Annotated in this window: 11 protein-coding genes; 4 read left to right on the top strand and 7 right to left on the bottom strand. The window is 65.0% G+C overall.

The annotated features are described in order from the left end of the window. Positions 1 to 47 precede the first annotated feature (47 nt). The 3 genes from ligA (at position 48) to ACTTAI_RS11715 (ending at position 4,455) form a co-directional block, all read left to right on the top strand. On the top strand, positions 48 to 2,171 hold the full coding sequence (gene ligA, locus ACTTAI_RS11725) for an NAD-dependent DNA ligase LigA (RefSeq protein ID WP_444451737.1): 2,124 nt from the start codon (positions 48 to 50) through the stop codon (positions 2,169 to 2,171). Further along, positions 2,168 to 4,261, top strand: a complete 2,094-nt coding sequence (gene recG, locus ACTTAI_RS11720) for an ATP-dependent DNA helicase RecG (RefSeq protein WP_444451736.1) — start codon at positions 2,168 to 2,170, stop codon at positions 4,259 to 4,261. The genes ligA and recG overlap by 4 nt, the downstream gene beginning before the upstream one ends. A 71-nt stretch (positions 4,262 to 4,332) precedes the next feature. After that, on the top strand, positions 4,333 to 4,455 hold the full coding sequence (locus tag ACTTAI_RS11715; RefSeq protein WP_281269354.1) for a hypothetical protein: 123 nt from the start codon (positions 4,333 to 4,335) through the stop codon (positions 4,453 to 4,455). A gap of 113 nt (positions 4,456 to 4,568) precedes the next feature. Here ACTTAI_RS11715 and ACTTAI_RS11710 read toward each other — a convergent pair whose 3' ends face one another. Continuing rightward, positions 4,569 to 5,978, bottom strand: a complete 1,410-nt coding sequence (locus ACTTAI_RS11710; RefSeq protein WP_444451735.1) for a methyl-accepting chemotaxis protein — start codon at positions 5,976 to 5,978, stop codon at positions 4,569 to 4,571. A gap of 66 nt (positions 5,979 to 6,044) precedes the next feature. Beyond that, a complete protein-coding gene (locus tag ACTTAI_RS11705) occupies positions 6,045 to 6,473 on the bottom strand; it encodes an iron-sulfur cluster assembly scaffold protein (protein WP_444451734.1) in 429 nt (142 codons plus the stop codon). Between the two features lie 57 nt (positions 6,474 to 6,530). Here ACTTAI_RS11705 and hisI point away from each other — a divergent pair, with 57 nt between their 5' ends. After that, positions 6,531 to 6,893, top strand: coding sequence for a phosphoribosyl-AMP cyclohydrolase (gene hisI / locus ACTTAI_RS11700; protein WP_444451733.1), 363 nt, complete (start codon positions 6,531 to 6,533; stop codon positions 6,891 to 6,893). Positions 6,894 to 6,944: 51 nt separating this feature from the next. On the opposite strand, the gene gluQRS is transcribed toward hisI, so the two are convergent. From gluQRS to gyrA, 5 genes are read right to left on the bottom strand one after another with little or no spacing between them, the layout of a single operon-like run. Continuing rightward, positions 6,945 to 7,781: a tRNA glutamyl-Q(34) synthetase GluQRS gene (gluQRS, locus tag ACTTAI_RS11695; RefSeq protein ID WP_444451732.1), complete on the bottom strand. Its 837-nt coding sequence runs from the start codon at positions 7,779 to 7,781 to the stop codon at positions 6,945 to 6,947. Beyond that, complete coding sequence (gene trmFO, locus ACTTAI_RS11690; protein ID WP_444451731.1) at positions 7,778 to 9,118, bottom strand: methylenetetrahydrofolate--tRNA-(uracil(54)-C(5))-methyltransferase (FADH(2)-oxidizing) TrmFO; 1,341 nt, start codon at positions 9,116 to 9,118, stop codon at positions 7,778 to 7,780. Before trmFO ends, gluQRS begins: the two co-directional genes overlap by 4 nt. 39 nt (positions 9,119 to 9,157) lie before the next feature. After that, on the bottom strand, positions 9,158 to 9,508 hold the full coding sequence (locus tag ACTTAI_RS11685; RefSeq protein ID WP_444451730.1) for a DUF6614 family protein: 351 nt from the start codon (positions 9,506 to 9,508) through the stop codon (positions 9,158 to 9,160). Positions 9,509 to 9,567: 59 nt separating this feature from the next. Then, positions 9,568 to 10,278 carry a porin gene (locus ACTTAI_RS11680; RefSeq protein WP_444451729.1) on the bottom strand — a complete coding sequence of 237 codons (711 nt, stop codon included), beginning with the start codon at positions 10,276 to 10,278 and terminating at the stop codon, positions 9,568 to 9,570. 35 nt (positions 10,279 to 10,313) lie between these two features. After that, positions 10,314 to 12,968: a DNA gyrase subunit A gene (gene gyrA / locus ACTTAI_RS11675; protein ID WP_444455747.1), complete on the bottom strand. Its 2,655-nt coding sequence runs from the start codon at positions 12,966 to 12,968 to the stop codon at positions 10,314 to 10,316. Positions 12,969 to 13,024 lie beyond the last annotated feature (56 nt).

Genomic DNA, 13,024 nt, shown 5'->3' with positions numbered 1-13,024 from the left:
ACGCTCCCGGCGGCTGCCCCTAAATCTGGGGCAGCCGGAGGGAAAACATGATGAGTGCGACGCCGCAAGCTGACGTGGACAATCTGACCCGCGCCGAAGCAGAGGCGGAGTATCCCGCGCTTGTTGCGCGGATCGAAGTGGCGAACAGCGCCTATCACACGCTCGATGCGCCCGATCTTTCGGATGCCGATTACGATGCTTTGAAGCGTCGTCTGGCGGCGATCGAAGCACGATTTCCCGATTTGGCACGACCCGACAGCCCGACGGCGAAAGTCGGGGCAACCGTGGCCGAGGGGTTCGGGAAAGTTGCGCATGAGATTCGCATGCTCAGTCTGGAAAACGCCTTTCTGGATGCGGATGTGGCGGATTTCGACGGACGGATGCGCAGCTATCTGGGGCTTGGCCCCGAGATCTTCTTGCCCTGCACCGCGGAACCCAAGATCGACGGCCTGTCGCTGTCGCTGCGCTACGAAAATGGTGTGCTGGTTCAGGCCGCGACCCGGGGCGATGGCGAAGTGGGCGAGAATGTCACCGAAAACGCCCGCACGATTTCCGACATTCCGCAGCGTCTGACTGGGGCACCCGCCGTGCTGGAAGTCCGCGGCGAGGTGTACATGAGCCATGCCGATTTCGCCGCGCTGAATGCTCGGCAGACTGAACTGGGGGACAAGACCTTCGCCAATCCGCGCAATGCAGCCGCCGGTTCGCTGCGCCAGCTCGACGCCCGGATCACGGCCTCCAGGCCATTGAAATTCTTCGCCTATTCCTGGGGGGCTCTGTCCGAACCGCTGTCCGACACGCAATTCGGCGCGATCGAACGCCTCAAGGCGCTCGGCTTCCAGACCAATCCGCTGACGCGCCTGTGCGCCGATACGGCCGAGATGCTCGCCCATTACCGCGCGATCGAGGCGCAACGCGCGACGCTCGGCTATGACATCGACGGCGTCGTCTACAAGGTCAACGATCTTGTCCTGCAGGCGCGGCTTGGCTTTCGCTCGACCACGCCGCGTTGGGCAATTGCGCATAAATTCCCGGCCGAACTCGCCTGGACGCGGCTTGAAAAGATCGAGATTCAGGTCGGCCGCACCGGCGCGTTGTCACCTGTGGCGCGGCTCGCTCCGGTCACGGTCGGCGGCGTCGTCGTTTCGAACGCGACGCTGCACAACGAAGACTATATTGCCGGGCTCTCCTCGAAGGGCGAGGTGATCCGCGATGGCAAGGATATCCGCGAGGGCGATTGGTTGCAGGTCTACCGCGCCGGCGACGTGATCCCGAAGGTCGCCGATGTCGATCTGTCCCGCCGCGATCCTGCTGCGCAACCCTATGTTTTCCCGCATCTTTGCCCGGAATGCGGGTCCGAGGCGATCCGTGAGGAAGGCGATGCCGTGCGCCGCTGCACGGGCGGTCTGATCTGCCCGGCGCAGGCGGTCGAGAAGCTGAAGCATTTCGTTTCGCGCGCGGCTTTCGACATCGAGGGGCTGGGCGCGAAGCAGGTCGAAGCGTTCCACAAGGATGGCTGGATCCGCGAACCTGCTGATATCTTTACCCTTCAGGCACGGTTCGGCAGCGGTCTGCAACAGCTGAAAAACCGCGAGGGCTGGGGCGAGAAATCCGCGCAGAACCTGTTTCAGGCCATTGACGAAAAACGGAAAATCCCGCTCGCTCGGCTGATCTTCGCGCTTGGCATCCGCCATGTCGGCGAAAGCTCGGCCGCGCTTCTCGCCACGCATTACCTGACCTGGGAGCGCTTCGAAGCTGCGATGAGCGCCGCGGTGCCCGACAGCCCCGACTGGCAGGAACTGCTCAGCATCGATGGCGTCGGTGAGACCTTGGCCGCCTCGGTGACCGCGGCCTTCCATCCGGGTGCCGAACGCGAGGCGATCGACCGGCTTGTGAGGCATCTCACCGTCGAGCCCGCCACGCCGCGAGCGACCGACAGCCCGGTGGCCGGTCTGACCGTCGTCTTTACCGGCACGCTCGAACGCATGACCCGGGCCGAAGCGAAAGCCCGGGCCGAGGCGCTTGGCGCCAAGGTCGCGGGCTCGGTGTCTGCCAAGACCGACATTCTGATTGCGGGTCCGGGCGCCGGATCGAAAGCGAAGAAGGCTGCGGATCTGGGCGTCAAGGTGATCGACGAGGAGGCCTGGATCAGCCTCATCGGGGCGACATGACGGGGCGGCCTGCCGCCCTTTTTCCGCTTTTCGCCGAGATCGAGACCCTGCCCGGGATCGGCGCAAAGACGGCCAGGGCCATGGAAAACCTTGGAATTACCCGCCCGCGCGATCTGCTTTTCACACTGCCGCAGGCGGTGGTCGACCGCCGTCCGGTGGCCTCGATCCGCGATGTGACTCCGCCGCTGACGCTGACGGTCGAGGTCGAGGTGCTGACCCATATGGCTGCGCGCAACCGCTCGGGCCCGTCGCGGGTGCTGGTGCGCGATGGTGCGGGGGCGGAATTCGCGCTCGTCTTCTTTCATGCGCGCGGCGATTATCTGGAGAAACTGCTGCCCAAGGGCGGACGGCGGCTGGTCTCGGGGCGGCTCGAACTCTTCGACGGCACCGCGCAGATGGTGCACCCCGATCACGTCCTGCCGCTCGCTGAGGCCGACAAGCTGCCGCGGTTCGAGCCGGTCTATCCGCTGACCGCCGGGGTGACGCAGCGTGTGATGGCGAAGGCGGCCGAGGGCGCGCTGACCCGCTTGCCCGAGCTGCCGGAATGGATCGATGCCGCGCTGAAGGCGCGCGAGGGTTGGCCTGATTGGGCCGCTGCGATGCGCTCGGCCCATGCGCCGCAGGTGCAGGCGGACACCGGGCCGACCGCGCCCGCGCGGCAACGTCTTGCCTATGACGAACTGTTTGCGCATCAGATGACTTTGGCCTTGGCCCGCCGTCAGGCCCGCCATCCGAAGGGGCGAGTGACCGAGGGCACTGGATATCTGACCGACAAGGTGCTGAAATCGCTTCCGTTTCAACCAACCGGCGCGCAGCTTCGCGCGACACGCGAGATCGCGGCCGACATGGCCACGCCGAGCCGGATGAACCGGTTGCTGCAGGGCGATGTCGGCGCGGGCAAGACGCTTGTCGCGTTTCTGGCGCTGCTGACTGCGGTCGAAGCAGGTGGGCAGGGTGTGCTGATGGCCCCCACGGAAATTCTGGCGCGGCAGCATTTCGAGGGGCTGGGCACCTTGGCCGAGGTTGCCGGGGTGCGGATGGAGGTTCTGACCGGCCGCGACAAGGGTTCTGAACGGGCGCGCAAGCTCGCCGATCTGGTCGAGGGGCGGATTCAGATTTTGCTGGGCACCCATGCGGTCTTTCAGAAAGACGTGGTTTTTCAGGATCTTCGGCTGGTCATTATCGACGAGCAGCATCGCTTTGGCGTGGCGCAGCGGATGGAGCTGGGCGCCAAGGGCGAGATGGCCGATGTGCTGGTGATGACGGCGACGCCGATCCCGCGATCGCTCGCGCTCGCGCAATATGGCGACATGGATGTGAGCCTGCTCGACGAAAAGCCGCCGGGGCGGCAACCAGTGACGACGGCGCTGATCTCGACCGCCCGGATCGGCGAGGTGGTCGCGCATCTCGCGCGCGCCGTGGCCGAGGGGCGGCAGGCCTATTGGGTCTGCCCGCTGGTCGAGGAAAGCGAACATGTCGATCTGGCCTCGGCCGAGGAGCGCTTCGCGCATTTGCGCATGGTGCTGGGCGAGGGTGTCGTAGGGCTGGTGCATGGGCAGCTGCCGCCCGCCGAAAAGGACTCCGCGATGGCGGATTTCGTTAACGGCACCACCCGGGTTCTGGTCGCGACAACGGTGATCGAGGTCGGCGTGAACGTGCCCAATGCCTCGATCATGGTGATCGAGCGGGCCGAGACCTTTGGTCTGGCGCAGCTGCATCAGCTGCGTGGGCGGGTCGGGCGCGGGGCAGCGAAATCGACCTGTCTCATGCTCTATCAGGCGCCGCTGAGCGAGGGCGGCGAGCGGCGGCTGTCGATCCTGCGCGACAGCGAGGACGGATTTCGCATTGCGGAAGAAGACCTTGCGATGCGGGGCGCGGGGGATGTGATCGGCACGGCGCAATCGGGGCTGCCGAAATTCCGCATCGCCGATCTGGAACGGCAGGCCGGGCTGATGGCGATGGCGCAAAGCGATGCGCGGCTTTTGCTGAGCAACGACCCGGCTCTGGTCAGTCCGCGCGGGCAGGCGGCGCGGATGCTGATGTGGCTGACCGAGCAGGATCGGGCGATCCGTCTGATCGAGGTCGGTTAAGAGTTCTTAAAATGTTCTTGACGCATCCGGCGAAAAATGAGAACAAAAGGGCAACAGGAAGGAGACCTGAGATGCAGCACCGTCCGACCCCGTTCTTTGCCCGTGAGACCACCGAATTTGCGCAAGACATGATTGGGGCGCTGTCGCTTTGCGCCACCTTCGTTGCCGTGCTTTACCTGCCCGGCCTTTTCTGACCGTCACTGCCTCGCGCTTTCGCGACCCTGAGTTTCACATCACGGCCGCCTGTCCCCAAGGGCTTTGCCCGGAAAGCGCTTCCTGCGCCGCCATCCTCGGATGGCGGCGTTTTTTACATCCGGTAGGCCAGACGCAACCCGCCCCAATGGCGTCCGGAAACGAAGATCGGCGCCGAGAGATCCTTCATCAGCACGATGTTGCCGCCCCCCATGTCGCGTCGGTAGATCTGCAACAGGAAGGGCGCGGTCGATTGTCCGGCCCGCAGCCCGACCCGGTCGTTGAAGATGCGCCGGTTGCGGCAGTTGGCGGCGTTCCAGACCGGGTCGGCGCCTTGCGGCTGCGAAAATTTGCGGTTGTGGGTTGGCAGATAGCCGTTGCGGTCGACGGCGGCGCAGAACACGATCTCGGGCGAGAGGGTCAATACCCGCTCCTGCACCGTGGGCAGGACCGCATCGGTGAACCCGGTGAAGGGCGCCATCATTTGCTGCGGATTGCTGCCCGCGATCGGCGTATAGCGTTGATCGAAGAGGCTGCTTGCCGCGATCCTGCCCGCGGCGATGCCCGCCTCGAACAATTGGCCGACCTCTTCGGCGGCGGATTTCACCGCGTCAATGAAGGTGTTATCAGCCAACGCCCCGCCCAGTTCGACGGCTTCCTGCACGATGGTTTCGCCCGCGATGATCAGGGTCCGGGTCTTTTGCGTCGCCTCGTGCACCTCGGTCGAGGTTTCCTGCATCCCTTCGGCCATGCGGCGGAAGGCGGGGCCGAAAGAGGCGTTGGCGCTGTTCACCTCGGACGCGCGGGTGGCGATTTCGGTCACTGCACTGCGGGTTTGGGTGAGCCCGCCCAGCATCCGTCCGAGCGCCGCATCCGTGCCCGAGGCCCCGGTCAGAACGGCATCGGCATCGGTCGAAATCGCGCCTGCTTCGTCATGCAGCGCGCGGATCGAGCCGGTCAGCCCGCCGACCGCATTGCCGATTCCCTCCGAGGCGGCGGCGGTCTTGCGCGAAAGTTCATTGATCGCCTCGGCGACGACCGCAAAGCCACGTCCGGCATCGCCCGCGCGCGCGGCTTCGATCTTTGCGTTGATGGCCAGAATGTTGACCTGCATCGCCACGGATTTGATCCCGGCGTTTTCGGCCTGAACCTTGGTCAGCGTCTCGTTCAGCTCCTCCATCCGTGCGATGGCCGAACGCACCCAGTTGGCGATCGTTTGCGCATGGGCCGAAGTCTCGCGCAGCTGCGCGGCGGTCTCTTCGACCATGTCGAGCGTGGCATCGGCGCTTTGGCCGACGCGCTGCGCCCCGTCGAGCACGCGGGCATTGGCGTCCTGCACCGTTTCGGCGGCGCTTTGCGCGCTGCGCAACAGTGCGATCTGGGAATCGGCGAGCTTTTCCAGCGCTTCAAGCGCACCGGCCACTTCGGCGACATCCCGGCCAAGTTCAAGCGCGTCGGTCGCGATGCGGGTGATGCGGCCTTCGGAAGTATTTGGCAGGGAGGGGATGGGGGCGGGGTGAGTCATGCAAGGTCCGGATCTGTGACGGCCCACCATCGCATGCTCCCCTTGCACAAGGGTTAAGGGGGGTTCTCAAACTGCCGTGAGAGCCAACAAAGTCGCCTCTGGCGCGAGCAGAATCGAGGCATGGCGGTTCGGATAGTCGCGCGCGGCCGTCAGCACCTCATAGTCGCCAAAGGGGGCGGCTGGCACTGGCCCGCCCTTCAACATGCTGGCCAGCGCGTCGCACAGGGTCTGCACCTCCAGCCGCGTCCGGCCGATCACCTGCGCCCCGAAAATTGCGGCCGAGGCCTGACCGAGAGCGCAGGCATGCACAGTTTGAGAGAAAGCCGCGATGCGGTCGCCCTCGAGCCGCAGCGCCACCGCAACGGTCGAGCCGCAGAGCGGCGCACGTTTCGTGGCCCGCAGTGCGGGATCGGGCAGGGGATCGGTGTGCGGGATCGCGGCGGCCAGCGCCAGCACGCGATCGGCATAGAGTTTGAAGAGATCGGTATCGCTCATGACTTTTCCCCGCAGGCTGCGCAGGTTAGATAGACCGGGACACGCAGGGAGGAAAGCATGGGTTTCGATCCGCAAAGCCTGAAATACGATGCGAACGGGCTGATCCCGGCGATTGCGCAGGAGGCCGCCACCGGCGAGGTGCTGATGATGGCCTGGATGAATGCCGAAAGTCTGGCGCGGACCTTGGCGACGGGGCAGGTGACCTATTGGAGCCGGTCGCGGCAGGCGTTCTGGGCCAAGGGCGAAAGCTCGGGCCATGTGCAGAAACTCGTCGAGTTGCGCGTCGATTGCGACCGGGATTGCCTGTTGATGCTGGTCGAGCAGGCAGGCCCGGCCTGTCACACCAACCGTCGGTCGTGTTTTTACACCGCCGTGCGCGGGGGCGAAGAGGTCGAGATCCTGACGCCGATGGTGGAGTGACGCAGGCCGGGGCTCTGCCCCGGACCCCGGCGTATTTCGGCCAAGAAAAAGTCAGAGCCCGATCAGGCGGCGGATGTCGGCGGGGGTGGCGCCCTCGGAGCGGTATTTTGATAGTGCGCGGGCGTCGTCGCGTTTGGCAAGCCGTTTGCCCGCCGCGTCGCGGATCAGGCCGTGATGGTGGTAGCTGGGCACGGGCAGGCCGAGCAGGTTTTGCAGCGTGACATGGATGCAGGTCGCCTCGAACAGATCCTCGCCGCGGGTGACATGGGTCACGCCCTGCGCGGCGTCGTCGAGCACCACCGCAAGGTGATACGATGTGCCCATCTCGCGCCGGGCAAGGACGACGTCGCCGACCTCGCGGATCATCTGGTCGGGCGTGATCGCGTGCCAGCCGCGATGGGCGGGGCCGGTTTCCGTGAAGCCGGTTGCGGTTGCGGCAAGGTCCATGCGCAGGCGCAGCGCGGTTTCGGGCAGGGGCTGGCCGGGACGACGGGCGCCCTTTTCGCGGCAGGTGCCGGGGTAGATGATGCCGTCGGGGCCAAGGGGCACGCCTTCCTGTGGCGCGGAGGCGGCCTGTTCGATGTCGCGCCTGGTGCAGGTGCAGCTGTAGAGCAGCCCGTTTTCCCACAGCTTTTCAAGGGTTTCTCGATAGGCGGGCAGGCGCTCGGACTGCCGCAGCACCGGCCCGTCCCAGGTGAGGCCAAGCCAGCGCAGGTCATCGAAGAGCTGCGCCTCCCACTGCGGTTTCGAGCGCTCGCGGTCGATGTCCTCGATGCGCAAGAGGAACCGCCCGCCCGCCGCCCGCGCCATGTCATGCGCCACAAGTGCCGCATAGGCATGGCCCAGATGCAGCGGGCCGGTGGGCGAGGGCGCGAAGCGGGTGATCACGCCTGATCGGCCAGCCAGGCGATGAAGCTTTCCTTGGCGCGGTCGGTATAGCCCTTGTAGCGGTCCTTGCGGCCGCGCCGTCCGCCGCGCGCGTCGTCGAGCGGCGGGAAAAGCCCGAAGTTCACGTTCATCGGCTGGAAGGTCTTCGCCTCGGCGCCGCCGGTGATGTGGTTCACGAGCGAGCCCATCGCGGTCTCGTAACTCGGGGGGGGCAGCAGCTGCCCCTTGATCTCGGCCGCGGCCATCCGCCCGGCCAGAAGACCCATCGCGGCGCTTTCGACATAGCCCTCGACCCCGGTCACCTGACCGGCAAAGCGCAGATTGGGCCCCAGTTTCAGCCGCATCTGGGTATCAAGCAGCGTCGGCGAATTCAGGAAGGTGTTGCGGTGAATGCCGCCCAGGCGCGCGAAGGAGGCATTCTGAAGCCCGGGAATCATCTTGAAAACAGTGGTTTGCGCGCCATACTTCATCTTGGTCTGGAAGCCGACGATGTTGTAGAGCGTGCCAAGCGCATTGTCGCGGCGCAGCTGCACCACCGCATAGGCCTTGGTTGCGGGGTCATGCGCATTGGTCAGGCCAACGGGCTTCATCGGCCCGTGGCGTAGGGTTTCGCGGCCGCGTTCCGCCATCACTTCGATCGGCAGGCAGCCGTCGAAATAGCCCGCGGTTTCACCTTCGTGGAACTCGGTCTTGTCCGCCGCCAGAAGCGCGTCGATGAAGGCCTCGTAGTCATCCTTCGTCATCGGGCAGTTGATATAGGCCGTGCGTTCTTCCTCGGTCTCGCCCTTGTCGTAGCGGCTTTGGCGCCAAGCCACCGACATGTCGATCGTCTCGGCATGGACGATCGGCGCGATCGCGTCGAAAAACGCGAGGCTTTCCGCCCCGGTCACTTTGCGGATGCTCTCGGCCAGTGCCCCCGAGGTCAGCGGCCCGGTGGCGATGATCCAATGCCCTTCGGTGGGAAGCTCGGTGATCTCTTCTTCCGAGACGGAGATCAGCGGATGCCCTCGCAGCGCCGCGGTGACGGCGCCCGAGAACGCCTCGCGGTCCACCGCCAGCGCCCCGCCCGCGGGCAGGGCATGGCGGTCGGCCGTGGCCATGATCAGCCCGCCCGCCGCCCGCATTTCCCAATGCAGCAGCCCGACGGCGTTGCGCTCGTCGTCATCCGAGCGGAAGGAATTCGAGCAGACCATTTCCGCAAAATCGCCCGAGCGATGCGCGAATGTGCCGACCTGAGGGCGCATTTCATGCAGCACCACGGGAACGCCCGCCTGTGCCGCCTGCCATGCCGCTTCCGAACCGGCCAGACCGGCGCCGATGATGTGAAGTGTGTCCATGCCGCCTGATACCGCCCCAAGGCGCAGCGCGCAACGGGATCAGATCAGGGCGACGCGCTCGCGACGCTCTGGATCGGGGAAGGGTCGGTAGAGGCCGACCGAGTAAGAGGCGATCATCGCATGCATCAGCTCGTAATGCCGCATCTCGCCCTCGGTGAATTGCGCGACCGAGCGGAAGGCCGTTTCCAGCGCCGCCATGCTTTCGAACTCGACTTCCAGAATGAAGCCGGTGTGCGGACCGGAGGCCAGACCCATCTTGCGCCGCATCAAGCGCCAGCCGCCGATCAGGCCTTCCGCTTTCAGCTCATGCATCCATTGTTCAACCGAGGCGGCAAAGGCGATGGCCTTGGCGTCGCTCTTCAATTCGATCATGCAGTGGTAGAGATCCATGCTTTTCTCCCTCGGGTAGAGAAAGAAAAGCATGGAAATCTTGAAATTGGCCTAACGGCTCAGTTGCCGATGATCGCCTGTGCAAGCCCGCGCTTGCCGAAGGTGACGCCATTGCCGCCCATCTGCATCTTCACGCCCAGACCGATCGTCATTTCCCGATCCGATTGGTTGCCGTCGACCACGCCCAGCGAGCCGTCGATCTTCACACCCGAGGGCATGGCATAGCCGATGGTGGCGTCGATCGCGGTGGTGTCAGAGCTGTCGTGCGCATAGGCGTTGACGTTTTCGAAACGCGCGCCGACCGAGAGCGCATCGTTCATCGCATAGCTGCCGTCGAGACCGAGGATCGTGGCGTCGTTGCCGTCGTTCTTCAGCAGGCTCGCCTCGCCTTCGATCGTCAGCGGGCCGAAGTCATGCGTGGCCTCGAGCCCGTAATGCTCCATGTGGTTGCCGCCGATCCATTCATGGCCAAGGAAGCCACCGACCGCGAACCCGTCGTTGACATGGCCGATGCCGTGCAGCGTGAAGGCGGTGCCTTCGTCGTTGCTGTTGGTGAAATGGTGCTGCGCCACATCGAGCTGAGCCGAAAAGCCCGGCGTGAAGCCGTATTCCACCGCGCCTTCCAGCGCGAGGTTGTTCTTGTGCTTCTGCTGGCCTTCGATCAGCCCGGACCAGGCAAACCCAAGCTCTGCGCCGCGCACCGAACCTTCGGCCATGGCGGTGACAGGAAGCAGCGCCGCGATCAGCGCCATCGGGATAATCTTCTGCATCTTCAACCTCATGGAGTTCGTTCTTGATCTTGTTCTCAGGCTTCGGCGCCGTCTTCGTCGCCTGGATCGGCAACGCGGGCGACCGAGACCACTTCTTCGTCGGCACCGGTGTTGAACACCTTCACCCCGCCTGCCGAGCGCGAGCGGAAGGAAATTCCCGCCACCGGGCAGCGGATCGATTGGCCGGTCGAGGTGGCCAGCATCACCTGATCGGTCGGCTCGACCGGGAACGAGGCCACCAGCGCCCCGCCCCGCATCGACTTTTCAAAGGCGGTGACGCCCTGGCCGCCACGGCCGCGCACCGGGTAGCTGTGGCTCGAGGAGATCTTGCCCAAACCCTTGGCGGTGATCGTCAGGATCAGATCCTGTGCCGCCAGCATTTCCGCGTAGCGCGCATCCGACAGCACGCCTTCGGCGCCCTCGGCGTCATCTTCTGCATCGACCTCGGTTTCGGCCTCGTCCTCGGTCTCGCTGCCAAGCTCGGCGCGGAAGCGCTTGACGAAGGCCTCGCGTTCCCAGGGCTCGGCCTCGAAATGCCGGATCACCGACATCGACACGACCTTGTCGCCTTCGGCCAGCCGCACGCCGCGCACGCCGGTGGAAGAGCGGCCCTTGAAGATGCGGACTTCCGGCACCGGGAAGCGGATGGCGCGGCCCGAAGCCGTCACCAGCATGATGTCGTCGTCTTCGTGGCACATCCGGGTGTCAACGAGCGTCACCCCCTCGGGCAGTTCCATCGCCCGCTTGCCGTTCTTCATTACCTTGGCGAAGTCCGACAAGGCGTTGCGGCGCACGTCGCCATCCGAGGTGGAGAAGAACACCTGAAAATCGTCCCAGGTTTCCTCGGGCTCATCGACCGGCATCAGCGAGGCGATGGAGACGCCCTGCGGGATCGGCAGGATGTTGACGATCGCCTTGCCCTTCGAGGTCCGCCCGGCCAGCGGCAGCCGCCAGCATTTCAGGCTGTAGACCATGCCGTCGGTGGTGAAGAACAGAAGCTGCGTGTGGGTATTGGCGACGAAGAGCGTCGTCACCACATCGTCTTCCTTGGTCGCCATCGAGGCGAGCCCTTTGCCGCCGCGGCGCTGCGCGCGGAATTCGGCCAAAGGCGTGCGCTTGATGTAGCCGCCCGAGGTGATGGTGACGACCATGTCCTCGCGCTCGATCAGGTCTTCGTCGTCGAGATCCCCGGCCCAGTCGACGATCTCGGTGCGGCGCGGCACGGCATGGGCAGCGCGAACCTCGCGCAGCTCATTGGAGATGATCTCCATGATCCGCTCGCGGCTCGCCAGAATGGCGAGGTAATCGCGGATCTTGCCCGCCAGTTCGGCAAGCTCGTCGGTGACTTCCTGCACGCCCATCGCGGTCAGGCGTTGCAGGCGCAGATCGAGGATCGCGCGCGCTTGAATTTCGCTCAGGTTATAGGTGCCGTCATCATTCACCGGATGCAGCGGATCATCGATCAGCCGCAGATATTCGACGATCTCATGCGCGGGCCAGCGCCGCGCCATCAGCTTGTCGCGGGCCTCGGCCGGGTCTTTTGAGGACCGGATCGTGGCCACGACCTCATCGACGTTCGAGACGGCGACGGCCAGACCGCAGAGGATGTGGCTGCGCTCGCGCGCCTTGCGCAGCTCGTAAGCCGTGCGACGCGCCACAACTTCTTCGCGGAAGGTGATGAAATGGCTCAGGAAATCGCGCAAAGTCAGCTGTTCGGGGCGGCCGCCGTTCAGCGCCAGCATGTTGCAGCCAAACGAGGTCTGCAGCGGCGTGAAGCGGTAAAGCTGGTTCAGCACCACATCGGCGGTCGCGTCGCGCTTCAGTTCGATCACCACCCGCACGCCGACACGATCGCTTTCGTCGGCAATGCCGGAAATGCCCTCAAGCCGCTTTTCGCGGACAAGATCGGCCATCTTCTCGATCATCGCCGCCTTGTTCACCTGATAGGGGATCTCGTCGACGATGATGGCAAAGCGGTCCTTGCGGATTTCCTCGATCCGGGTTTTCGCCCGGATGATCACCGAGCCGCGGCCTTCCAGATAGGCCTTGCGGGCGCCGCCGCGGCCCATGATCTGCGCGCCGGTCGGGAAATCGGGGCCGGGCACATAGTCCATCAGCCCTTCCGAGGTCAGGTCGGGGTTTTCAATCAAGGCGAGCGTCGCGTCGATCACCTCGCCCAGATTGTGCGGCGGGATGTTCGTCGCCATGCCGACGGCAATGCCGCCCGCGCCATTGACCAGCATGTTCGGGAACCGCGCCGGAAGCACGGTGGGTTCCTTGTCCTTGCCGTCGTAGTTGTCCTGAAAGTCGACCGTATCCTTTTCGATATCGGCCAGAAGGAAGGCGGCGGGCTTGTCCATCCGCACTTCGGTGTAGCGCATCGCCGCGGCGCTATCGCCGTCCATCGAGCCGAAGTTGCCCTGACCATCCAGAAGCGGCAGCGACATCGAGAAGTCCTGCGCCATCCGCACCAGCGCGTCATAGATCGCGGCGTCGCCATGCGGGTGGTATTTCCCCATGACATCGCCGACCGGACGCGCCGACTTGCGATAGGCCTTGTCATGCGTGTTGCCGGTCTCGTGCATCGCGTAAAGGATGCGCCGGTGCACGGGCTTGAGCCCATCGCGCAGATCGGGAATGGCGCGGCTCACGATCACGCTCATCGCGTAATCGAGGTAGGCGGTCTTCATTTCCTCGGCGATGGAAACGACGGGGCCTGCATGGGCCGCACGTTTCGGGGTTTCGC

Origin of the sequence: Rhodobacter capsulatus (assembly GCF_052363175.1) — a bacterium.
GTDB classification, from domain to species: Bacteria; Pseudomonadota; Alphaproteobacteria; order Rhodobacterales; family Rhodobacteraceae; genus Rhodobacter; species Rhodobacter capsulatus_D.
This window is presented reverse-complemented; position numbering and strand designations above follow the sequence as displayed.